The organism is Laspinema olomoucense D3b (assembly GCF_025370785.1).
In the GTDB taxonomy this organism is placed as follows: Bacteria; Cyanobacteriota; Cyanobacteriia; order Cyanobacteriales; family Laspinemataceae; genus Laspinema; species Laspinema olomoucense.
Map to the genome: position 1 here is coordinate 253,776 of NZ_JAMXFA010000003.1, position 21,444 is coordinate 275,219.

Below are 21,444 nucleotides of genomic sequence, written 5' to 3' on the forward strand. Positions count from 1 at the left end.
ATCTTCCCCATCCCATCTCCAAAAAAAAAGGGGCCAATTGCCCCTTTAGTCGGATTCTTCAGGTGATGAGTGCAACCCGATCGCTTATGCGTCTGGTTCCACGCGACCGTAAAATAGACCGCGAATCTTCACCTCTACAGGCTCTTTCGCACCTAAATCAGTATCCGAAGACTGTTCGCTGACGAAAATACCAGCAATTTCCCCAGTGGTACTATTGACTTTAGAAACACTCAAGGAAATATGACCTTTACCCTGAAGTGCACGCTTCACGTTAGAGCGATTCAAATCCGCCCCGTCAGAACGGGCAGGCAACGCCACCGCATTATCGTATCCAGTGGTACCACCCCGACCTTTCGGGTCAAGGAACGAAGCAGAACGATAGGAAGGAACGGTATAGTCTCCTTGAAAGTCAGTCGAGGTATTAATGCTGTCAAGTCCGGGCTGACTTTTTGCAATTAGACCTTTGACGGTGAACAAGAAAGGAACTTCTTCACCACCGGGAAGCATGACGGTGATCGCTTGGAAGTCAATCCCATCTTTTTCTACAAAGGTGAAGCTGCCATCGTTGCCCAAAGTCAAGGGTCCTTGGATTTGGGTCAGGGAGGAGGTATAACGAGTCAACGGTTTGCTGGGAATATATTCGGCGTCTTTCCGTTTATTTGCTCCTTCTTCCAGAACAAAATATTCCGTTGGTTGCAAACACAGATCACTCAGCAAATAAGATTGGCTGCCATCAATGGGAATTGCACCCCGAGCGGTTTCTGCCAATTCCGGACAGCTATTTGCTAAACCCGTGTTTCTGATATCATCATAGGTGAGTTCTTTACTCCCCACCGTCGGCCCTTCACTACAAGCCGTTAGCACGCTCAAGCATACTGCTAGAAATGCGACAATTAAAGCGCGATACCTCATGGTCAACCTTTATTTCAAAATTTGACAATCCCACCAGGGGTTAATCTTCGGTTTGGGTTCAACTTCGTTCGGACGACCGAACCCAAACCGTTAAGCCTTTGCAAGTTCGATTCAGAACTAATGAGTAAACTTACTCATCTATGACAACGAAATGCCTACCGCAGAAACAACGACCGAGCAACCCAAATCCTCAATCGGTTTTGTCAGTTGTAGCACTCTCGGAAAATAGTGCGGGCTTTTTTGTTCGGCGATCGGGGATTGAGGAGGCAGCATCTATGTCAGTCACCTGGATTAGGTAAGCTGACCGGAAGAGATGATCTCCTCAGTCCGTTTCAGCTTGCTACGGCGACAAGGCGACTCCGACTTCGCAGGGAAGCGGGAATTCTCATGTCGAGGTTTAAGCATTTTACGTTGCTTTTAGATGCCATAGAGCATTTTACCGAAATAAGCACCCATCGTAACGTAGGTTGCTTTTAATTCTTCTGGAGAGGGGAAAGAATGCAAGGGTTGTGATCCCCAGACTGTATTTCCAAAGCATCCAATGGTATTTTCATCAATGCCAGAATGTACCACTTATCGGGATCCTTAAACCGGCGCTTGGGAAAAGACTGATAGGTTGAATGTCTTGTTCGGAACCCGCCGCCTTGAAAGCGCAGTGGGGGGAGGAGAGAGGGGTTGAAGAGGGTCTGAGCGATCGCCCCGGATCTGGGTTCATCGGGTTCATTATTGGTAACCCTCCTGAGCGATCGCCACTGGGACCGAAGCGTTTGACTGAGGACTGTGGTATGTTCCGGGTTACCTCTGCATGGATCCTAGGGCAGCGGTACAGAATTAAAAGGCACAAGAAATCCGATTTTTGATCCTAATTTTGTGGCAACGCAGGCAGAGCATTTTTAAAGCAACGGGGTTTCTACCCCATAAGGTCCCCCGGCTTCAGGAATGGAGGGCGATCGCCTGGGGAAACCCGGATTTTTGACCCACCTTCACCGGATTCCGTTTCTCTCCCTCGGCACAAAGTTAGATAAAATATCAAATTTGATAGCCCTAGACTCCCAGCACAAGCCGGTGAAAGCCCAGCTTAAGGATTGGAATGTTTACCCGCGACTTTGAGGCAAAAAACTACATGAACTTGAATACAAATCTTGACTCCGACGGCAAACTACCCAATTTAAGCACTACGATTGAGGACTTGCGTCTTGTCGCCAATCATTATCAGGGAGATTGTCTGGCACTCTTGGAGTTACTGCGGACTTTAGAGCGACTTCATCGAGAAATTTGCGAAAGTCTGTTTTTGGAATCTCTCCCGAGTAACCGACAGGCACTTTACAACTTGTTGCGAGATATCGAAACCTCTGGAGGGTGGCCCTACATCCAGCGGATCAAGTTGCGATCGCTCCTGGATGTTTTATCTGAAGCTGCGGCGGATCTTACTCCCGATCTTGAGGATTCGGTGAGCGTTGATGGAGAATGACGACTCTGGGGAAGGGGATTTCCCCTGTCTCCTTCCCACCCTTACCCCAGTAACTTTTTCCCGGAAAAAAGCCTCAAATTGCTAGGTTTTGAGGTGTTTTGTCCCATCGCCCTCTGTGATGCCTTGGGGAGGGTCGGGTCCATCGGGAGTTCGACCCTCCCCAGGGTCCCTTTGATGGTAGTTACCCGCTTACGCTCCTCTCCAAAGCGCGGCTACTTTGCTGGGGATTCAGACGATCGCCAGGTGCATTTAGGGGGCGATCGCCTCTACCCTGACTCACTGCAGGTGTAGAGTTTGAGCCTTTCAAACTCCCTCTTCCCTCCTCCTGCCTCCCAGTCATTAAATCAGTGCCAGGGTATCCGTATTATCCAAAGCTAAAAAATCAGACCCACTGCGAATATTCTGATTAGCACTGGATTCCAAAGTATCCTCTGTAGCCGTGCTAAACAGATCCGCCAAACCCGTCTCAAATAGATTATTAGTCGCTGTAAAATTCTCAGTTGTCGTTGTCGAAGTCGTATTATCTTCCACTGGGGCACGTTCGATAGAAATCGCTTTTCCAGAACTATCCACAAAATCAGCCCCGGTGAAACCAGAGGCGGACACTCCCGATATCAGAGCAACAATTCGTTGCGTCTCGGTAAGCAAAATAGCGGTACTAGAGGTAAGACTATTATCTGGACCAACATTCGTAATATTTTTAAAGTCCAAATCTCCGAATTCTAAACCCTTATCCAAAACCAAGAAATCCTCTTGAGGGTTGTAGTCAGTAATCAGATCTACCCCAGCATTTAACTGCAACACAAAATAATCCGAGCCAGTGCTGCCAGTCAAGGTATCCGCGCCTAATCCTCCGAAGAGCCAATCACTTCCAGCACCTCCAAAAAGGCTATCATCCCCACGTCCAGCATAGAGGGTATCTTCACCTTCTCCCCCCTCTAAGGTATCCGTACCGATGTTGCCATTTAAGATATCATTTCCTAAATCTCCAAATAGCCGGTCATTTCCGTCTTCTCCAAACAGGTTATCGTCATCCCGTCCACCATAGAGGGTATCGTCTCCCAGTCCCGCCAGGAGCAGATCATCGCCTTTATTGCCAAATAAGACGTTATCCCCTGTTTCTCCAAATAGAGTATCATCGCCATTGTCGCCAAGGAGGGTGTCATTATCCTCCCCACCCTGTAAAACATCGTTTCCGTCTCCCCCGTAGAGGATATCCCGTCCCGCCTCACCTAATAGCAGATCGTTTCCCGATTCTCCAAATAGGGTGTCATTGTCTAAGTTCCCAAACAGGGTTTCATTCCCAGTGCCGCCATACATGACGTCATTTCCTTGACCCCCAAACATGAAGTCATCCCCTTCCTTGCCAATGAGGATATCTGCCCCCTGGTTGCCGTTGAGGGTATTATTTCCTGCGCTTCCCTCGATTGTGTCTTCACCTTTTAAGCCCAAAATTGAATCGGATTCAGCGGTTCCCAACATGAGCTCAGCCTGATCTGTGCCAATTATAATAGCCATATTCGATTACGGGTTTCCTGAATTTACAAGAGAATAAAACAGACTTAATTATTTTAGCAGTTTTAAGGATGGCTCCCGGTAGCCCACTTCCTGAAAAATTACCGAATATTTACATTTTAACAAGCGCCAGCACTCTATTATTGGTCTACCCGATCGCTGTGAAGCTGGCAATTGTGTCGATTCATGAACTCTTGGCCTAAAATCTCTCACAAATCTCTCCTTTAAACGGGAGGAAATTTGGCTCACTAATCTGTTCTAACCTGTTTTATCTTTCAAGTTTTTTGATAAAATCTTAAACGCTTAGGACAGAGATGAGTCGGTAACCACCGAGTGCAAAACCTTATAGGTCAATCTATCTTTTGCTCTGATTCTCTGAAGGTCGATTAGGATCCTGGCTAAGTCGATATTCCTTTAAAAATTATTGTGGTTTGAGGCACACATTTATGAGTTCTGCGCCCATCTCTCTCCCGGTGAATGGTAGCCCGATTAAATTTGGTACCGATGGTTGGCGCGGTGTGATTGCCGCTGATTTTACCTTCGAGCGGGTGGTCCGGGTGGCGGCGATCGCCGCCCAAGTTTTAGAGGAAGTTTATGGACCCTCCACGGGAAGCCGGAGCATTATCGTGGGGTTCGATCGCCGTTTTATGGCGGAAACCTTTGCCCAAGCCGCTGCTGAGTCTATCCAATCCGTAGGCTTTGACGTGATGCTGTCAGAAACCTACGCCCCTACCCCTGCCTTTAGTTGGTTAGCCAACCAACGCAAGGCCCTCGGCGCAATTGTCTTGACTGCTTCCCATAATCCCGCAGCCTACCTGGGCTTAAAAGTCAAGGGTGCATTTGGGGGTTCAGTCCCTCCAGAAGTCACCCAACGAATCGAAGCGCAACTGGCCAAGGAGAACCCTCTAGGGTCCGCGTCCCCGAACCCAGGAAAGTTAGAGAAGTTCAATATCTGGCCGAGTTACTGCGAAATGCTGCGCTCAATGGTGGATATTGCCCGGATTAAAGAGGCAGTCGCCCAAGGTCAACTCACGGTGTTTGTGGATGCCATGCATGGCGCGGGAGCCAGTGGACTGGGTAAAATCCTGGAGGTCCCGGTGCAGGAAATCAACAGCGATCGCGACCCCCTCTTTGATGGCGGTGCCCCCGAACCCCTGCCGCGCTACCTCTCCTCCCTCTTCCGCCAGATGCGAACCCACCGGCGATCAACCAATCCGGGTTTATCTGTGGGATTTGTCTTCGATGGCGATGCCGATCGCATTGCTGCCGTCGATGGCGATGGCACCTTCCTCAGTTCCCAAATCTTGATCCCCGTCTTAATCGAACATCTGGCGAAACGGCGCGGATTTATGGGGGCCGTCATCAAAACCGTCAGCGGTTCCGACCTCATTCCCCGGGTGGCCAAATTGTACGATAGACCGCTGATGGAAACCGCGATCGGCTTCAAATATATCGCCGATCGGATGCTGGAAAATCGCGTCCTGATTGGTGGCGAAGAGTCGGGCGGCATTGGATATGGCACCCATGTCCCAGAACGGGACGCCTTGCTCTCCTCCCTGTACCTCCTAGAGGCGATCGTCCACTCCGGCTTAGAATTAGGAACCCTCTATCGTCGCGCTCAGGAGCAAGCTGACTATCACTTCAGCTATGACCGCATCGATTTACCCCTGAGCAGCATGGCAGTGGCCGATCGCCTCCGGGAACAACTCAAAACTACCACATTGACGCAAATCGCCGGTCAATCGGTGGTGGATTGTCTAACCATTGATGGCTACAAATTCCGCTTAAGCGATGGCAGTTGGCTGCTGATTCGGTTTAGCGGCACTGAACCCGTTTTGCGCCTCTATTGCGAAGCGCCCACCCTGGCCCAAGTCCGTGATACCTTAGCTTGGGCCAAACAGTGGGCTCAGGGGGTTTAGCGGACCCGAATAGGACTTTGACGTTTAAGTGCACCTCCGGTCCCCTCCCCTGTGCCTTGGGGAGGGTTAGGGTGGGGTCCTCCCTCTGAACCGTCAACCCCCGATTGCTGAAACCGTTGCTACCACATCCTTCGTTTTTACTATGAATTTAGAATCAGAACCTGAAACGCAAAAAACCCTGGTGGTTGCCACGAGCAATCCCGGTAAGCTGGAAGAAATGGAGGCATATTTGGGAGAATTGGGCTGGGAATTGCAGCTCAAACCCCCGGAAATTGACGTAGAGGAGACTGGCGAGACCTTTATGGAAAATGCAGTCCTCAAAGCGTCACAGGTGGCGATCGCGACGGGACAATGGGCGATCGCAGATGATTCGGGGTTGTCTGTGGATGCTCTCGATGGCAGTCCCGGGATTTTTTCCGCTCGTTATGGCGCAACGGATCCGGAGCGAATTGAGCGCCTGCTGTTTGAGTTAGGCAGTGAACTGAACCGAGAGGCCCAGTTTGTCTGTGCGATCGCGATCGCCCGTCCCGATGGTTCTATTGCATTACAAGCTGAAGGGATTTGTCCGGGCAGGATCCTCCATCGTCCCCGAGGAAATAATGGTTTTGGTTACGACCCAATTTTTTACCACACCGAACAGCGTCAGTCCTTTGCGGAAATGGACCCCCAGACTAAAAAACGTCTGAGTCATCGCGGTCAAGCTTTTAATATTCTCCTGCCTCAGTTAGCTACCTTAGATTTAGAATAGACCTCTTGCCAAAAACAGGATTGCTCCCCCTTTCCCCCCTTAAAAACGCCAATCGGCTGCACAGAAGGAAAGCAAGAAGTTTAATAAAAAATCCCCCTCCAACTGAGGTTGGGGGGAGATTTGAGGAGAACGGAGAATTGAGTCTCAATTGGGGAGTCTTAATTCTGTCTAAGGGGTCTAAATGGCTTCCAGGTTCTTTTCTCCCGTGCGAATCCGGACGATTTCATCCACGGAGGAGATGAAAATTTTACCGTCCCCAATTTCGCCTGTTCTAGCGGCAGCAACCACTTTGTCCACCACCAGATCCACCATGTCGTCATCGACGACAATCTCCACTTTGAGTTTTTGTAAAAATTCTACGGTGTACTCAGAACCGCGATAGCGTTCAGTTTGACCTTTTTGCCGTCCGAAGCCTCGGACTTCTGAAACCGTCATCCCTACTACGCCTGCGTTAACTAAGGCGATTTTTACTTCGTCGAGTTTAAATGGCCGAATAATGGCTTCTACCTTTTTCAAGCTGCTGACTCCTCACGCTGTTTAACTGCTGATTGCGTAACCTGCATCGTACCTTAGTATCACCGCCCTGTCCTGATTTTTTGTAGTTTTTGATACAGAAATCCGGGATTAAGGTACCAGTTAGGTGGGGATCCAGGAAAATTGCGGGGGTCAATCAATCGAGTTGCTCCCACCTAATCCCCCTCGACTTCGCGATCGCCCCAGAAGAAAGCCTAGATTTTAGGCGCTTGAAATTCAAACCCGTATGCATCGGCATATCGGTGCAAAAATCTCATTACCCGTTCCCATGCTTCATCAGAAGTTACCTCAAATGAACATTCCGCTTGGGACAGATTATCATCATCAACAAATTGAAATTTCATGCCATTGGGAGTGACTTTAATTTCCCCTTCTTCATCACACAAATTTAAGGTTTCTATTTTATTGATAAAGCTACGGCCTTTTTCCATAGCTTGCACCCGTTCAAACAGTAATACTACAGTTTTCGTTCCCGAGTTTCGGCCTTTTCGCAGACTAATTCCGCCGAGTTCCTCATCTAATCCCTTGATAAATTGTACGGAGACACTCACGAGTCGCACCCGCCTAAACGTCTCTCTTATTGTAGCATTTTAGAGGGGCGATCGCTCTTAAGATTTACCCTCTCTAGAGTTTGACTTCTCCCCTAGAGCAAACTCAAACCCTCGATAGTGGATGGGACCGAGGGCCACAGCCTAGGGATGAGATCCAGGGGACAAGAAACCGCGTTTAAAGCCAAGCCAGGGTGGAAAATTCGCCTAGACTGAATCAATCCGGTTTTTAACTTCTACTGAACCGAGGTCCTAGGAGAAGGGTAGAAAATGAGCATAAAAAATTTCCCTCAATTTTCGCTACACCAGAGGGACGTTCATCGAAATTTTCTCCCCTTCGATGATTTTGGGGGCCGGGAAAATAAATTATTGAGAGATTAAAAGCTAAAGGGTGCTGACAGGTTGAGGAACTGACCCCACCAGGCAGCATCCGAATATAAAATCGGACAAAATGAATAATAAGGATACCGTAGTCACTGCTAAAAGTCAGAAGCAGGTTTTTTTATAAGTGGGTCGGAGTTCAATCGCTCAGCTGGAGCCATCCCCGGCGGACGTTATAAAGCACTCGGTCAATGATGGCTTGTTCATCTTCGCTCAAGCAATCTTTTAAAAGAGCGGCTTTAAGCTGTTGGCGATCGGCACGAGTGACCACATTAGAAAACATGACTTGACCGTATAATTCTTCCAGCGGGACTTGAGACATGGCTGCAGTTAGTTCCATTGTTCTTTTGGAAACCTATAATTTCCACTGAAAATCGGTAGGATCAATATGATATAGATCTTAGCGATTCTGCTTTTCTACGATGCGATCGCATCCGGCCTATGGGTGTGATCTAGATCGTGACCCCCGAGGATCTCCGTCATTGAAGTAGATCCGAAAACCGTATATTGAAAAAAACAGCGAGGGAAGGCCAGTCCGCAGTTGCTACAGACGCCTCATTTCGGGTCTCTACATCCGGCCAAGGTGGGTCCCCACCCTAACCCCCGTTCCTAAGGGGACCGGAGTCGGAGCGTGACTGCTGTATTTTTACCTCTGAGGTCACCCAATTGTCTACACTGAATACCAGCACCATTATCTCTGGTTCAAGCTCACAAATCCGAGTTTTTATGATTGACAGGAGCAAAGTTTGGGGTCTACTCGGCGTTTTTGGCCCCTCCAGGGCAACCAAGCGCGAATAATAACAGGCAGAAGGGGATATGTTTAATACCACGGAAATCTTGATTGATGACTTCGTGCGCCAGCTTAAAGCAGGCTATGCTCGGACATACGGGGGTTTGAAACCAGACTATGCAGATATTATCGGTTGGGCGGGCCACATGGCCCTAGAGAACCTAGCAAATACCGATGCCTTGTACCACAATATCGAACACACCATTAACATCACGTTAGTGGGACAAGAGATCTTGCGGGGGAAACACATCCGTGAGGGGGGCGTTTCCTGTGAAGATTGGCTGCACTTTATCATTTCTCTGGTCTGCCACGATATCGGCTATGTCAAAGGGGTTTGCAAACAGGATCAAACTGCTGCTGGGATCTATGCCACGGGTTGCAATGGCGAAACGGTAACTCTACCGGAAGGGGCGACCTCTGCCAGCTTGACTCCCTATCGAGTCGATCGCGATAAGCTGTTTATTCAAGAGCGCTTTGGCGGCCATAAACTGATTGATGCCGAAGCCCTCAAGCGGAATATTGAACTAACGCGGTTTCCCATGCCGGTGGTTGAAGATTCTCAGGAAAATGGCACTTATCCGGGACTGGTGCGGGCGGCGGCCCTAGTTGGCCAACTCAGCGATCCCAGATATTTGAAAAAGATTAGTGCGCTGTTCTATGAATTTGAAGAAATTGGCATGAATGCAAAGCTCGGGTATGAAAACCCGGGGGATCTGCGGGCTAAATATCCTCGGGTTTATTGGGAAAGCGTTTATCCTTACATTCAGGAAGCTCTACCTTACTTAGGGTTGACCCAACAAGGACAGCAGGTTTTAGCCAATCTGTATGCGAATGTGTTTGTGATTGAGCATGAAAATATTCATTCGTGAGGACCCCGGGCAAAAACTGGGTAGGGGGTGAAATTTTTTTACCCCAGATAGCCGCAAACGACTCTCGGTGCGATCGCAGAGTCAAGATTATGGCTTAAAATGGAAAGGTTGTCAAAAATTTGAGTCATTCAGGTTATGGCGGTTCCCAAGAAGAAAACCTCGAAATCCAAGCGCGATAAACGTAAAGCCACTTGGAAGAACAAAGCAGCTTTGCAAGCTCAAAAAGCCCTGTCCCTCGGCAAGTCGGTATTGACCGGACGTTCTACGGGTTTTGTCTATCCTTCTGACGAAGATGACGAGGACGAAGAATCCTAAAAGTAGGGGTTCATTGATGGTCAAGACGCGGGCGATCGCGTCTTGCTATCAGTTAAATGCAAAAATCAAGCATGAAGCATTGCCGTTTGTCAAGTGCTTGATGCTTAATTTTTTAGGAGGCTCAGACGCCAGTCTTGGCGGCAGGCAAAATGATCATCGCGTCCCCAAAGGAATAAAAGCGATACTCTTGGGCGATCGCCTCCTGATACAAATCCAACAGGCGATCGCGTCCCACTAATGCACTCACCAACATCAGCAAGCTCGATTTGGGTAGGTGAAAATTTGTAATCAATCCATCAACGACCCGCCACTGATATCCCGGATAGATAAATAAATCCGTCTTGCCACAAAACGGCTGCAATTCCCCGGAAACGGCTGCCCCTTCCAGCGATCGCACCCCGGTGGTCCCCACCGCAATCACTCGATTCCCCCGCGCTTTCGTCTCGCGGATTTTTTCCACCGTTTCCGGCGGGACTTGCACCCACTCTTCATGCATTTGATGGCGGGTGACATCCTCAACCTCCACCGGGCGAAAGGTTCCCACTCCCACGTGCAAGGTGACAAAAGCCCGCTTAATTCCCTTTGCTTCCAGGCGATCGAGCAATTCTTCCGTAAAGTGCAACCCCGCAGTGGGTGCAGCAGCGGATCCAGACTCTTCGGCATAAACCGTTTGATATTGGTCCGGTGACGCGACAGATTGGGTAATATAAGGCGGTAACGGCACCTGTCCATAGGACTCCAGCAACTCCCGGACTGATGTCCCCGGTGCCGCCTCAAATTGTAAGATTCTCCCCCCAGTCGCTTCATCGGTGGCTAATACCCTCGCCCGCAAGGTAGAGTTTGATAAAGGTTCGCCCTTGAGAGTGTCAGGGGCAGTAAACTGAATCAGCGCCCCAGGTTTTAACCGCCGACCGGGTTTGACTAATCCTAACCACTGGTTATTCTCTTGTTCTTCTAACAGCAGGACCTCAACAGGTGTACCTGTGGATTTATAACCGTAGAGTCTAGCGGGCATCACCCGAGTATTGTTGAGAACCAGTAAGTCACCAGGTTCTAGGAGTTCTGGAAGGTCTCGGAATCGCCGATGCTGGTGACTGGTAGGGGAATCCACCACCAGCAACCGAGAGCTATCCCGAGGGGTTACCGGATTCTGAGCGATTCGGTCTTCCGGCAGGTGGTAGTCATATCCGGATAGGGTGCGATCGCCCCCGGTATTACTGTGGGTTGGGCCGTTGAGGGCGTTGACCGGGGATGTTAGGGTCTCAGAATCCATTTCGTTAGGTAACATACTTGTCATCCCAAAAAGGGATTTATTCCGTTGAATCTGTGCTAAGATAGAAGATTATAATATAAGGTTTGGCTAATTAAACTTTTATTTTTAAAATCTGCTAAATTGAATAAAAGGAGAGTGAAGGGATGAGAGAAACCTGCCGATAAATACCTAGGATAGTTTAAGAAAGCTTTAACAAAAGGGAATCTCTGGGTAAGTGTAAGAACTTGGGTAGACTTCCCCATATCATCAGAGGGATATTACCCATGTTAGAAAAACCAAGCGATCGCCACAATAGAAGGTGAAGCTTTGAGAGTTACGCGATCGAAGGATGACAAGGACAGGGGTGAATTGAATAAAAGCAGAGCAACCTATACACAAAGTTGGCAAAATCTCCAGATTTTTACCAGCGAACCTTTCCTGTAAAGTCACATCTCTAAGAAAGTTCAATTCTTCCCTACTTCAGTTAAGTTTCTTCTTAATTCGATGAGAACGCAAAGCATCTGGATTCCTTTCCTAGCACTGGCCTGAACTCATGTAGCCATATTTTCCCTGGCGCTACAAAGTCCAAAGGCTAGAGTTATTAAAGCTTTGCTAGGGATGGGGAAAGCTAGGTTCATGGAGCCAACAAGCAATCAACTAACCCACAGGACAACCCAGATGACTCATTATTGTCCCAGAATACGGAAATTGGTGAAGATGGATTACCTCTATCACCTGGCAAATGCCAGTCTAACCCTAAGAGTTGCGGAATATCTCAACACCAGCGCGAATCTGCCGGTGCGTTTCCTCACCGTGATTCATCAAATTGACGGATGGATTGTGCGGGTGAAAATGAATCACCCCCTGAAAGCGCAGCAGGATGGGGATTTTCGAGCCTTTATGAATGAACTAGGAATCCCCGGTCAACCGAGTATCCGCTTGCAAATGGCGCTGTGGGCATTGGAAAACGAACAGTCTCCCATTGAGGTGATGCGTCGCTATCAGATTGCGGTTGTCTCTCACGGTCATCCTGACTTGAGTGAAATTGAGGAATTTCGCGAACAATTTGTGCAAGGGTTGGGGTATTGTCCGGAAACTTTAGCATAAACCGGGCCAATTCCCACAACTGAACTCTCGTCCCCGGGACACATTAGGGGGTTTCGATTTTAGGCATCGAACGCTCCACAAATATAATCATGCAGGGTAAAGCAATAGTCTGTAGTGGGTTGGGATTGACCTGCGCGATCGCCTGGGAGATTAACCCCTGACTGGGGCGATCGCCTTTGGCGGTGATACTGGACCAAAGCTACATCAAACCGACAGGGAAACTCAGCTAACTCCGGATGTTCCGCTAAAAATAACTGGGCGGTTTGGATCAGTTTGGCTTGCTTCCCCGGCGAAATGGCCAGCAGACCCCCGGCATCCCAACTCCCTGGCGATCGCGTTTTGACTTCCACAAATGCCAACAGACCCCCCTCACTCCGGACTAAATGAGGGGAGAGATCTCCCTTGACAACCGGCTTACTTTGTGTTGTATAAGAATACTGCCCAGCAATCAGATCAATTTCCCCCCAGCGACAGCGCCAACGTCGGGCCCAAATCTCCCATCCCTTATCCAGTAACCATTGAGCAACAAACGCTTCACCCCACAAACCAGGAGTGGGATTTTGATCAGCCGGAATACTGAACCACAGGGGAGAAGAGGCAGACATCAGACAACTCCAGGGTTACTCTTGCTGGTAAAATAACAACGGATACTTGAATTTTCTTTGTCTTAAAAAATTATCCCTCCCATCGCGCAGGAGTCACTTTTGGATCGACGAAACGAACGTATGAAAAATTGGTTTTGTAACTGGGGTTGGACTCGGGTCATGAGTCTGGTTGTTTCGGTACTGGTTTGGCTCTTGGCAGTCGGAACAGTTGCCACCCTGACCACAGCTTATCCTCCCGAGGCTCTAGCCCAAAACTATAACAAAGAAAACCTCCTCGGTGTGGATTTTTCCGGTCGCGACCTTACCCAAGCCAGCTTTAACCACGCTAACCTGCGTAAAAGTAACTTAAGTCATGCCAACTTGCAAGGGGCCAGCTTATTTGCCGCCCACCTAGAAGAGGCAAATTTAGAAGGTGCAAACCTGAGTAACGCCACCTTAGATACGGCCCGGTTTATCAAATCAAACCTCAAAAATGCCATTCTCGAAGGGTCTTTTGCCTTCAGTGCCAAATTTAACGGGGCCAACATCGAAGGCGCAGATTTTACCGATGTTTACCTGCGCGATGATGCCACTGCTATCCTCTGTGAACTGGCTACCGGGACCAATCCTGTTACGGGACGCAACACCCGCGATACCCTTTATTGCGATTAGAACGGGTGGTGGTGAGGGATTAACAATTTCCTGCCCTGGAAGGGAGGCGATCGCCTGTTTTGGCTTCTCCTAGAACAGCACTTCTCGATTCAATCTGGAGGACAATCAACCGGGTTTCTTGCCAGATTTGTTGCCCATCGCCCTAGACTTGACCTCTGGCAAAATACTGGAGAGAACCCCCCAACCGATTGGCGGTATTAAGGGAGGCTTAAAAGAATTTTGCCAGAGGTTTACTTTCTGAAAAAACCCGGTTTTTACTCTCTACTCGACCAACCTCCTAAAGTTCTGCCGCCTCTAACCCCCGACTCCGGCAACTTCTCTCTAAAGATAGATGTGCGCTCTTGCGAGGTTCAGATAAAGTAGAAACATAGAAAATCTAAATAACACAGACCTCAAAGGTCTTTTTAACAAGTCACTATAACAGGCAGTCCTGTCAGAACCATTCTGGCAGGACTGTTGCATTAAAATCCCCCCTTTCTCTGAGAGTTTGGGGGGATTAATCGGGAATGAGGTAAGAGCTCTATTTCCGAACTAGAGAGAGCATTACACTCAGAAACCCAGTGCTTTTAAGCTTCGCGAGTGCGGGCTAAATATTGTCCGACTTGCAGGCGAACATCTTTGAGCTCAAGAATGACCGATCGCGTAATTAACTTACCCGATTCCACCACAATTTGACCCGTGATGGGATGTAAGAGATCTTGTTCGGTGCGCCGCCCGATGAGGGCCTCGATATCTTCAATCGCATCGAGATACATCCCTGTCGGGACTTCGACGACGACTCCTTCTCCGAGGATGCGGGACTGACAGGCGAGACGAGAGTTCATTTTGGCGGTGGTGATCACCTCTAGGGTGCGTTGTTCTCGGCGTCCCATTGGAGAGAGACTCTCCATGCCTTGTTTGATAAACACATGGCAGGTGGCACATAATCCTCGCCCTCCACATTCTTTGAGTACGTGGAGATCTTCAGCGAGTAGGGCCGAGAGAATGTTAGCATTTGTCTGAACTTCGGTATCTTGGGCGATTGGTTCTAGGCGAACAGTTTTGACCATCTTATATTGGGTGATTTGTTGTGGGTTGTGGGGTTGATCACGAGTTAGGGTAGATCCGGTTTTGAGTGTGCGGATAATGAGCAAGGGGACGGGCTTTTTTTGATATTAACCCTTGACAATTAAAGATAATTATGCTCACCCCGACCGATTGAAAAGTTGATGCACCCTGAAGGCTGGCTCAATCTTAATTATTGTGACATTGGCGGTTCAAGTCAGCAGGCCCGAGGCGGGGTGGAAAGCGGTCATTCGCAGGCAAAGGGATTTAGGATAGGAAGGGGCAACATACGCGGCGAGTTGGGATGACTCATCAGAGCACAAAGCGATCGCATGATCAAGACCTGATCAACAAGGGAGAGAGGATGGACCGGACTAACCAATCCGATGAGGGGCCGAATCGCGGCTATCTGAGAGGAAGTCGTCCCTCGGGACCCGCAACACCCAAGGAATTGCGGCAACTCCAAAAGCAACTGCCCAAATACCGAGTTTTAGCCTTAGTGGGGCAGGGACAATTTGGCAAAGTCTTTTGTGCGATCGAGCGCAAAACCGGCCAATTGGTGGCCCTCAAAGAACTGACTCACCTGCGTCTACCCACCCATAAATTTTTGCGCGAACTGTTGTCCTTACTCACGTTGCAACATCCGCATATTGTCACCTGTCGTGCCTTAGAACAAACCCCTGCTGCCCGATATTTAGTGATGGACTATTGTGAAGGGGCAACCCTGCGGGAACTCCTGGAAGCAAACGCTTCCCTGAGTTTAGGGGAAGGGATGCAATTAATGCTGGGGATTCTGGCGGGATTGGAATCGGCTCATGATGAGGGAATCATTCACTGTGATATCAAACCGGAAAATATCCTGTTAAGCGTCAGAAATGGGTCTTGGTTTGCCCGTCTCTCCGATTTTGGCATTGCGCGGCGTTTCGGCGAACTGCAAGGGAGTCGTCGCGGGGAGAATGATGAAATGGAAGCAGTGGGGGCGACGGCTTATGCAGCCCCGGAAGGCTTTTATGGCTTGTACTCTCGGGGTGCGGATATTTACTCTATGGGGATTTTGCTGTTTGAACTGCTTCTGGGATATCGACCCTTTACGGGAAAACCTGGGGACCTGATGTGGGCGCATTTGAATCAGCGCTTGCAGGTTCCAGAACAGGTGCCTTTGCCCTTGCGGTTAATCGTGGAAAAAGCCTTAGAGAAACTCCCGGCGCGTCGGTACTCTAGCGCGGCACAAATGGCACAAGGGATACAGGAAGCGATGAATGAACCAGCAGTCAGACTCTGGGGCGATCGCCCGTTACCCTTGAACGAGTCCCCGTTGCAGTCCAAGCCGGAATGCCCCAGTAGCCAACATTCCCGCATTCCCCTGGCGGTCCCCACCACGGCGTTAGTCTCCCAGGATGGCTATCTCTACGCTGCCCATGCTAATCAGGTGAGACTCTGGCATCAACTAGCCCTCCCCCCCAAGGTGGTCGATTTTCCCGATCGCGTCACGGAAGTTCTGCCCGGGACGGGGGGCTGTTGGGTCAGTACCGGACGTCGGCTGTATTGGCTGGCGATCGCCCAGGGTCAACCCCAACAGCAACTCACCTGTGATGGCGAATTTCGGATGGCGATCGACCCCGACTGCCGCTGGTTAGCCATTGCCCTTCCCGGACAACTCAACTTTTATTCCCTTGCCAGCCTTCCCCCCACTGGATTTAAGGCCCCAGACCATCACTGCCCAATTCCTGACGATGAGCTGCCTAGGATCCTCTTTCTCGACTCCAAACATCTCCTAGCAATTCGCTATGACTCCACCCCCAACCAGGGCCGGACCCTGTTTCAGGTTTATACCCGACGGGGAACCCGAGTCGGTGCAGAATCATTTCAGGGCATTTTGGACCCGGTGATTTTAACTGAACAACCCTATACCCTGGTGGGAATCAGCCGTCACCCCAGACCCGCCCTGTGGCAGATTCAACTTTGGCCCCTGCGGGTGCGTCGGCTACCCTTAGAAACCCTGCCAGTTTGTTTGTCCTCTGTCCCTGGAGGTGGGGCGACTGCCGATGAGAAAGGGCAAATTCTCTGGTTTAATAACGACTTAGAGCCAGTGGCTGCGGTGCAAGGACCGGGGTCCCCCATCGCCCTGGCTGCCGCCTTCAATTCCGGAACCCAAATGCCACCGAATCCCCTAAATTTAGCGATCGCCACCCGGACTGACTTTGGCGGCGCGATCCACTTCTTCCAGATCGAGGGAAGGAAACCTGATGAGTGAACCCCAACCCTTAAACCCGGAACATCCACCCTTTGACCCTTTAAAGGTCCGGCAGACCATTCTCAAGCTGATTCCCCCAAAGACCGGCCCTAAAGCCGGTGAATATTGCTTAGACCCCGGGGCGATCTCCGCCTGGGAGAAACTAATCGCCAAGGTATCCGAAATGCGGCGACCCGAAGTCGTCCGCCTCTTCGACTCTCCCCCCACTCCGGAAATCCTCACCCCCTACGTCCTCCCGGAAGCTTGTCAGGTCCTCGATGCCTTCCAGCAAGCGGCTGTTCTCTCCCCAGAACCCAACCTAGACCCCATTGCCGCCCCAGAATCTCTGTTCATCCCCCTAGAAGACTGGATTCCAGAACTCCTCTGGTACGCCGTCAGCAGTTGCGAAGCGGTGATGCGACTGATTAGCGGGATTCCTGCCCATATCTTCCAACCCGAACAGGGATGGGACGGGGGAATAGTGCGACTGGTGCTCGGATTACGGGGAAAGAGTGGGGATTGCCACTGGTTTTTTGACCTCGCCAGCGATCGCCCTTGTCCCTACCCCGGCGAATTAGTCCCCCTGGACCCGGAAACCACTCGGATTCAGTCCGATGCAATTGCCCCCTTGCGTGAGTCCATTCCCCTGGGCGACTTCCTCTCCCAACTCCTCGAACAACTGCACCGGGCTACCCCAGAACTCGCCCGCTTCCTCCAACCCACGGCGGTGGAATTCCTGCAACCCGGGAGTCGCTGGCAGGTGGGTGAGATTCAACTCACCTTAGAGTTTGAATTTGTTCGGGATCCGGAACTGGAGTTCTTCTCGGGGCCATTTTCAGACCCAGATCACCCCACTTGCGTGAAAATTCGCGCCTGTCAAGCCCTGGTAGACTATCCCGATTCCTCCACCACTCCTGGGACTTGCGATGGGGGAATTGCTGCTGCAGTCCTTCCTCTTTTCTGGGAATGGCAAGAAAAGAGTCAGGGCATTTCTGGAAGCAACAACCACGGGAAGGGGTCGGAATTGATTCCCTTATTGGTGGCGATCGCCAGTCGCCTCGCCCTGACTCCCCCCCAACCACCCCCTCCCCCAGAGATTTCCATCGATGAATTAGCCTCTCAACTGTTGTGGAAGATGCTAGGGTCAGGATTAGAGGCAATGCAATGGATTGCTGGAGTCAATGGCCGCATCCTGCAACCGGAACGAGAGTGGGAAACCGGAATGGTGCGCCTGGTGGGAATTTTGACCGTGGAAACCCCCAGGTTCTCCTGGTCAATTGATATTGCTACGGGACAGCCTGCTTCGCCGATCGCGCCTCTAGCTTTAGGGACGGTGATTCAATCTTCTCCGAGTGGGTGGTATTCTGAAGCGATCGCCCTGGAACAGTTATCTGCCCGATTCTGGGACCGAGTTGCCCCCGTCTCGTTCCCCTCCATGCCGGAGAAAACCGCCTGTGATCCCGTAGAAACTCTGGTGACAGGGTTGTTAAGCCGGGAGGATACTTTAGCAGTAGAAATCTGCCCCGGCGAGCAATACTGGCAATCCGGTTGGGCACAGCTAGGCTTGGCGATCGAATTTATTCCTAGTTAACTGATGGAAGTTTACGCTTACGCTTTTTTAAAAATACCTACGGTTGAGTTAGAACTGCCCCTCGGAATTGGCCAAGCGGTGCAACTGGTTCCCGGGAAGCAGATTTGTGCTGTGGTGGAATTCGATGTGGATATTCAGCGCTTGCAAGGGGATGATGCGCTTTTGGTTCAGGCGATCGTCGCCCATGATCGCACCCTGGGAGAATTGTTTCCCCAACAGTGCCTCTTACCCCTGAGATTTGGAACCCTATTTCGGTCCCTCCAGGCATTACAAGAGCATTTAATCACTCGGGAAGCGGAATATTTAGAGAAACTCGATCGCTTTGTCGGTCAAGGGGAGTACATTTTAAAATGCCTTCCCCGTCCTGAACCCGAGTTTGAGATTTCCGCTGAGGTCCGTGGTAAAGCCTATTTACTCGCAAAAAAACAGCGCTATCAAGTGATTCAAGCCTTTCAAAATGAGCAATCCGCCCAGTGGGACTGGATTCGCCGCCAAGTGACTGAATGCTATCCCCAGGCGATCGCCTCGGACCTTGAGGATCAGAGTCATCGAATTTTTCTATTAGCCCCCATCCAGGAAGAACCTTTACTCTATGAACGATTTCAAGAGTGGCAGCAAACCTGTTCCGCCTGGGAGTTACAGTTGGGGGATGCCCTCCCGCCCTATCATTTTGTCTGAGAGGCTGCTGGCACCTGTCACCCCCCGCTAGTTCCCGCTACTCAGGGTATTTACTGAAATATTAAAAATTAAATCAATCCCTTGCCGGAAGAGGCGGCGATCGATAACACTAGACATAGAAAAGCCATAAAAATTGGGTCCGGGTTCAGAAAGAGGGGGATGCAATGCAAGCTATCAATTCCAAATTACAAGAACTCATTAACGAAAACGAAGGGCAGTATCTCAGTCCCGGGGATTTACAAGGGATGAAACGGTATCTGCAAACCTTTGCAGAACGAGTGAAAACCTACGAAATGTTACGGGAGAAGGGAGACCTGTTGGTCCGTCATGCCTTGAAGAAGTTTATGTCCCTGCATCCAGACATTATGCAAAAGCACGGACAACGCTGTTATTACGATATGACTCAAGTGATGCGCTACAGTGCCTTAGCCATTCTCAAAGATGATCCACGGTTCTTTAATGATTCCTTGGTGTTGTGGCAATCTAATATTTTGACGGCCTATCAGAGACAAAATTCCTGTGGGGTAGCCTATCGTTGTCTGAAAGAAACGACCAATGCTCATTTACCCAGTAGTGCAAATCAGTACCTTGATCCTTATATTAATCGGATGATTGAGGCATTAGATATTCCGCCAAAACTGATGGCAAATGTTCAAAAAGCGGCGATCGCCACCTAGGACGCGAACGCAGCAAGGGTTAGAAACCGGGGTTTTTCACCAAAATGCTGTTAATTAGCCACCCCTTATGTTCAGCAACCCGGTTTCTGGTCCTACTTATTTAATACGGTCTCCCATCCCGGGACAAAAAAGGGGTTTTCAGTGAGCCATCAGCAGCCTCACTCCTCATGTCGGGATGAATATCCCACTCGGTTTATCCAAATAAAGGAGCAGACCATGAGCTTACAAGAACCAGTGACGATGAAGCAGAAAGCCTCGGTTGAAGAACGAGAAGGAGTTCTGCGACAAATTTATCATCAAGTCTTAGAACGGCAACCTTATCAGTTTGAGCGGAAAAAGTTAGCGGGGTTAGAGAAAGAATTTATCAAGGGGAAAATTGGAATTCGGCATTTTTTAAAGAGTATTGCCGTCTCTTCAATTTATTTGGAAAGTTTCTATGAGAAAAGTTCCAATGTCAAATTTATTGAGAATGCGTTTAAGCATTTTTTAGGCCGATCGCCTCATGATGAAGCAGAAATCCGCGAATGTGATTGGTTACTGGTTGAACATGGTGTGGGGGCAATGGTATCGGCCTTGATTGACTCGGAAGAGTATCGCAAGGTTTATGGGTCCTTGACCGTTCCCTATTGGCATCCTCATCGCTATGAATCTCCGAATGATTATTTAGAAAACCGCTGGTTGGGAGAAGAACACGCAGGCGATCGCGGTTGGGCGATTCCAACCCTGTATTGGCATGAACTCCATCTCAATTGCACGGGAGGGACTTGTCGGCCCTCTTGGACCCCTTCCTCACGAGTCCGGGAATCTTGAATTGGGAGTTTGATGTCAGGTATTCTCCAGGGGGTGCGAGTTTTCGCACCCCTTTGAGATCTAGGGAGGGTTGCGATCGGCCCGTTTGATTCACCAACAGCTCAAAATTAGCCCCCTTCCAGCAAAGATTTCACCGAGGTTCTAGCACAGTCACAAAATTACCTTTAAAATCAGTGAGCAGGTAAGGGGGTAATCCCTACCCTTTCCTCGGGATGGTAACCGAGGCCAAGGATCAGGTCAGTCTACATTCCCAGCGCGATCGGAAAGCGGGTGTATCAAAATGCTTTCCCTTGCCCTATTCCATACCTCCCTTACAACCGATAGAACATTGAATCGGTGGCAAGTGAAGGGGACGCCCTTATCCTCCCCCAGGCTTTCCTCCACCGGCGTCTAGCAACGGGGGACTAAAAGCTCTCGAAGGCGTCTTATCATAATCAATAGAGATTCATTCGACTGCGATGGATTAATCCATATTTTGAGGGCAACGGGGTGCAGCTTCTACAGTGGTGTTCTCAGGGTTCTGTTCCTCCGCCCGGTGAAATGACGCCGGATTGTTTCGCTCCGCTCAAAAGAACCCGTTTGGGTCCGATTCAGGGGTGAGCATCCATGACAATGGCTCGGAGGTGGGGTGCGATGATTCAATGAGGAGAGTCAGTCTCAATGGATTGTAACAAACATCCCCTGTGGAGAAACACAATCCAGACCTGGCACATCAAGGGTCTACCTCTGCCGATTGTCTCAGTTGTAATTGAGCCGTAAAGGGGGTAAGTCCGTGAAAACAACCCACTCTTGAA

23 protein-coding genes are annotated in these 21,444 nt (G+C 49.9%); 14 read left to right on the plus strand and 9 right to left on the minus strand.

What is annotated here, in order from left to right; genetic code table 11:
* Window positions 1-84: 84 nt before the first annotated feature.
* Window positions 85-912 (minus strand): photosystem II manganese-stabilizing polypeptide, encoded by an 828-nt coding sequence (locus tag NG792_RS03460; RefSeq protein ID WP_261201650.1) that lies wholly within the window; start codon window positions 910-912, stop codon window positions 85-87.
* 140 nt (window positions 913-1,052) lie between these two features.
* Here NG792_RS03460 and NG792_RS03465 point away from each other — a divergent pair, with 140 nt between their 5' ends.
* Window positions 1,053-1,211, plus strand: coding sequence for a hypothetical protein (locus tag NG792_RS03465; protein WP_261234528.1), 159 nt, complete (start codon window positions 1,053-1,055; stop codon window positions 1,209-1,211).
* Window positions 1,212-1,329: 118 nt separating this feature from the next.
* Here the strand turns inward: NG792_RS03465 and NG792_RS03470 are convergent, their stop codons facing one another.
* Entirely contained in the window at window positions 1,330-1,485 is a 156-nt protein-coding gene (locus tag NG792_RS03470; RefSeq protein WP_261201651.1) for a hypothetical protein, read from the minus strand.
* A gap of 550 nt (window positions 1,486-2,035) precedes the next feature.
* On the opposite strand from NG792_RS03470, the gene NG792_RS03475 reads away from it, so the two are divergent.
* Window positions 2,036-2,383, plus strand: coding sequence for a hypothetical protein (locus tag NG792_RS03475; RefSeq protein WP_261201652.1), 348 nt, complete (start codon window positions 2,036-2,038; stop codon window positions 2,381-2,383).
* Window positions 2,384-2,722: 339 nt separating this feature from the next.
* Here NG792_RS03475 and NG792_RS03480 read toward each other — a convergent pair whose 3' ends face one another.
* On the minus strand, window positions 2,723-3,901 hold the full coding sequence (locus NG792_RS03480) for a calcium-binding protein (RefSeq protein WP_261234530.1): 1,179 nt from the start codon (window positions 3,899-3,901) through the stop codon (window positions 2,723-2,725).
* Between the two features lie 68 nt (window positions 3,902-3,969).
* On the opposite strand from NG792_RS03480, the gene NG792_RS03485 reads away from it, so the two are divergent.
* The 3 genes from NG792_RS03485 to rdgB all read left to right on the plus strand — a co-directional run bounded on the left by NG792_RS03485 (window position 3,970) and on the right by rdgB (window position 6,565).
* Window positions 3,970-4,101 carry a hypothetical protein gene (locus tag NG792_RS03485; protein WP_261234531.1) on the plus strand — a complete coding sequence of 44 codons (132 nt, stop codon included), beginning with the start codon at window positions 3,970-3,972 and terminating at the stop codon, window positions 4,099-4,101.
* Between the two features lie 243 nt (window positions 4,102-4,344).
* Complete coding sequence (locus NG792_RS03490) at window positions 4,345-5,817, plus strand: phosphoglucomutase/phosphomannomutase family protein (RefSeq protein ID WP_261234533.1); 1,473 nt, start codon at window positions 4,345-4,347, stop codon at window positions 5,815-5,817.
* A gap of 142 nt (window positions 5,818-5,959) precedes the next feature.
* On the plus strand, window positions 5,960-6,565 hold the full coding sequence (gene rdgB, locus NG792_RS03495; RefSeq protein WP_261234536.1) for an RdgB/HAM1 family non-canonical purine NTP pyrophosphatase: 606 nt from the start codon (window positions 5,960-5,962) through the stop codon (window positions 6,563-6,565).
* Window positions 6,566-6,742: 177 nt separating this feature from the next.
* Here rdgB and NG792_RS03500 read toward each other — a convergent pair whose 3' ends face one another.
* From NG792_RS03500 to NG792_RS03510, 3 genes are all read right to left on the minus strand, one after another.
* The gene (locus NG792_RS03500) at window positions 6,743-7,081 is read right to left on the minus strand and encodes a P-II family nitrogen regulator (RefSeq protein ID WP_015151491.1); all 339 of its coding nucleotides are present in this window, start codon (window positions 7,079-7,081) and stop codon (window positions 6,743-6,745) included.
* A 212-nt stretch (window positions 7,082-7,293) separates the two neighbouring features.
* A complete protein-coding gene (psb28, locus tag NG792_RS03505; protein ID WP_261201656.1) occupies window positions 7,294-7,650 on the minus strand; it encodes a photosystem II reaction center protein Psb28 in 357 nt (118 codons plus the stop codon).
* Between the two features lie 517 nt (window positions 7,651-8,167).
* Entirely contained in the window at window positions 8,168-8,368 is a 201-nt protein-coding gene (locus NG792_RS03510; protein WP_261201657.1) for a hypothetical protein, read from the minus strand.
* Between the two features lie 476 nt (window positions 8,369-8,844).
* On the opposite strand from NG792_RS03510, the gene NG792_RS03515 reads away from it, so the two are divergent.
* Window positions 8,845-9,687 (plus strand): Npun_R2479 family HD domain-containing metalloprotein, encoded by an 843-nt coding sequence (locus NG792_RS03515; RefSeq protein WP_261201658.1) that lies wholly within the window; start codon window positions 8,845-8,847, stop codon window positions 9,685-9,687.
* A 135-nt stretch (window positions 9,688-9,822) separates the two neighbouring features.
* Complete coding sequence (gene rpmF, locus NG792_RS03520; RefSeq protein WP_015151487.1) at window positions 9,823-10,002, plus strand: 50S ribosomal protein L32; 180 nt, start codon at window positions 9,823-9,825, stop codon at window positions 10,000-10,002.
* 121 nt (window positions 10,003-10,123) lie between these two features.
* Here rpmF and queA read toward each other — a convergent pair whose 3' ends face one another.
* Window positions 10,124-11,290, minus strand: a complete 1,167-nt coding sequence (gene queA, locus NG792_RS03525; RefSeq protein WP_261234537.1) for a tRNA preQ1(34) S-adenosylmethionine ribosyltransferase-isomerase QueA — start codon at window positions 11,288-11,290, stop codon at window positions 10,124-10,126.
* Window positions 11,291-11,971: 681 nt separating this feature from the next.
* Between queA and NG792_RS03530 the strand changes: the two genes are divergently transcribed.
* Entirely contained in the window at window positions 11,972-12,361 is a 390-nt protein-coding gene (locus NG792_RS03530) for a hypothetical protein (RefSeq protein WP_207089712.1), read from the plus strand.
* Between the two features lie 59 nt (window positions 12,362-12,420).
* Here NG792_RS03530 and NG792_RS03535 read toward each other — a convergent pair whose 3' ends face one another.
* On the minus strand, window positions 12,421-12,966 hold the full coding sequence (locus tag NG792_RS03535; RefSeq protein WP_261234538.1) for a YraN family protein: 546 nt from the start codon (window positions 12,964-12,966) through the stop codon (window positions 12,421-12,423).
* A 120-nt stretch (window positions 12,967-13,086) separates the two neighbouring features.
* Between NG792_RS03535 and NG792_RS03540 the strand changes: the two genes are divergently transcribed.
* A complete protein-coding gene (locus NG792_RS03540) occupies window positions 13,087-13,617 on the plus strand; it encodes a pentapeptide repeat-containing protein (RefSeq protein WP_261200276.1) in 531 nt (176 codons plus the stop codon).
* 566 nt (window positions 13,618-14,183) lie between these two features.
* Here the strand turns inward: NG792_RS03540 and NG792_RS03545 are convergent.
* A complete protein-coding gene (locus NG792_RS03545) occupies window positions 14,184-14,666 on the minus strand; it encodes a 2Fe-2S iron-sulfur cluster-binding protein (protein WP_261200327.1) in 483 nt (160 codons plus the stop codon).
* Window positions 14,667-15,025: 359 nt separating this feature from the next.
* On the opposite strand from NG792_RS03545, the gene NG792_RS03550 reads away from it, so the two are divergent.
* The 5 genes from NG792_RS03550 (at window position 15,026) to NG792_RS03570 (ending at window position 20,650) form a co-directional block, all read left to right on the plus strand.
* On the plus strand, window positions 15,026-16,915 hold the full coding sequence (locus NG792_RS03550; RefSeq protein ID WP_261234541.1) for a serine/threonine-protein kinase: 1,890 nt from the start codon (window positions 15,026-15,028) through the stop codon (window positions 16,913-16,915).
* Entirely contained in the window at window positions 16,908-18,485 is a 1,578-nt protein-coding gene (locus NG792_RS03555) for a hypothetical protein (protein ID WP_261234542.1), read from the plus strand. The genes NG792_RS03550 and NG792_RS03555 overlap by 8 nt, the downstream gene beginning before the upstream one ends.
* A 3-nt stretch (window positions 18,486-18,488) precedes the next feature.
* Window positions 18,489-19,163: a GvpL/GvpF family gas vesicle protein gene (locus NG792_RS03560; RefSeq protein WP_261234544.1), complete on the plus strand. Its 675-nt coding sequence runs from the start codon at window positions 18,489-18,491 to the stop codon at window positions 19,161-19,163.
* Window positions 19,164-19,327: 164 nt separating this feature from the next.
* Window positions 19,328-19,840: a globin family protein gene (locus NG792_RS03565; protein WP_261200280.1), complete on the plus strand. Its 513-nt coding sequence runs from the start codon at window positions 19,328-19,330 to the stop codon at window positions 19,838-19,840.
* Between the two features lie 216 nt (window positions 19,841-20,056).
* On the plus strand, window positions 20,057-20,650 hold the full coding sequence (locus NG792_RS03570; protein ID WP_261234545.1) for a phycobilisome rod-core linker polypeptide: 594 nt from the start codon (window positions 20,057-20,059) through the stop codon (window positions 20,648-20,650).
* The last annotated feature ends 794 nt before the right edge of the window (window positions 20,651-21,444 follow it).

What these genes read in the sequence shown, in the direction of transcription:
- NG792_RS03475 (WP_261201652.1), top strand. Translation starts at nt 2,036, where the DNA reads ATGAACTTGAATACAAATCTTGACTCCGACGGCAAACTACCCAATTTA.
- NG792_RS03550 (WP_261234541.1), top strand. Translation starts at nt 15,026, where the DNA reads ATGGACCGGACTAACCAATCCGATGAGGGGCCGAATCGCGGCTATCTG.
- NG792_RS03545 (WP_261200327.1), bottom strand. Translation starts at nt 14,666, where the DNA reads ATGGTCAAAACTGTTCGCCTAGAACCAATCGCCCAAGATACCGAAGTT.
- rpmF (WP_015151487.1), top strand. Translation starts at nt 9,823, where the DNA reads ATGGCGGTTCCCAAGAAGAAAACCTCGAAATCCAAGCGCGATAAACGT.
- NG792_RS03555 (WP_261234542.1), top strand. Translation starts at nt 16,908, where the DNA reads ATGAGTGAACCCCAACCCTTAAACCCGGAACATCCACCCTTTGACCCT.
- NG792_RS03535 (WP_261234538.1), bottom strand. Translation starts at nt 12,966, where the DNA reads ATGTCTGCCTCTTCTCCCCTGTGGTTCAGTATTCCGGCTGATCAAAAT.
- NG792_RS03515 (WP_261201658.1), top strand. Translation starts at nt 8,845, where the DNA reads ATGTTTAATACCACGGAAATCTTGATTGATGACTTCGTGCGCCAGCTT.
- queA (WP_261234537.1), bottom strand. Translation starts at nt 11,290, where the DNA reads ATGTTACCTAACGAAATGGATTCTGAGACCCTAACATCCCCGGTCAAC.
- NG792_RS03530 (WP_207089712.1), top strand. Translation starts at nt 11,972, where the DNA reads ATGGATTACCTCTATCACCTGGCAAATGCCAGTCTAACCCTAAGAGTT.
- NG792_RS03540 (WP_261200276.1), top strand. Translation starts at nt 13,087, where the DNA reads ATGAAAAATTGGTTTTGTAACTGGGGTTGGACTCGGGTCATGAGTCTG.
- NG792_RS03480 (WP_261234530.1), bottom strand. Translation starts at nt 3,901, where the DNA reads ATGGCTATTATAATTGGCACAGATCAGGCTGAGCTCATGTTGGGAACC.
- NG792_RS03560 (WP_261234544.1), top strand. Translation starts at nt 18,489, where the DNA reads ATGGAAGTTTACGCTTACGCTTTTTTAAAAATACCTACGGTTGAGTTA.
- rdgB (WP_261234536.1), top strand. Translation starts at nt 5,960, where the DNA reads ATGAATTTAGAATCAGAACCTGAAACGCAAAAAACCCTGGTGGTTGCC.
- NG792_RS03490 (WP_261234533.1), top strand. Translation starts at nt 4,345, where the DNA reads ATGAGTTCTGCGCCCATCTCTCTCCCGGTGAATGGTAGCCCGATTAAA.
- NG792_RS03465 (WP_261234528.1), top strand. Translation starts at nt 1,053, where the DNA reads ATGACAACGAAATGCCTACCGCAGAAACAACGACCGAGCAACCCAAAT.
- NG792_RS03565 (WP_261200280.1), top strand. Translation starts at nt 19,328, where the DNA reads ATGCAAGCTATCAATTCCAAATTACAAGAACTCATTAACGAAAACGAA.
- NG792_RS03510 (WP_261201657.1), bottom strand. Translation starts at nt 8,368, where the DNA reads ATGGAACTAACTGCAGCCATGTCTCAAGTCCCGCTGGAAGAATTATAC.
- NG792_RS03570 (WP_261234545.1), top strand. Translation starts at nt 20,057, where the DNA reads ATGAGCTTACAAGAACCAGTGACGATGAAGCAGAAAGCCTCGGTTGAA.
- NG792_RS03485 (WP_261234531.1), top strand. Translation starts at nt 3,970, where the DNA reads ATGGCTCCCGGTAGCCCACTTCCTGAAAAATTACCGAATATTTACATT.
- NG792_RS03460 (WP_261201650.1), bottom strand. Translation starts at nt 912, where the DNA reads ATGAGGTATCGCGCTTTAATTGTCGCATTTCTAGCAGTATGCTTGAGC.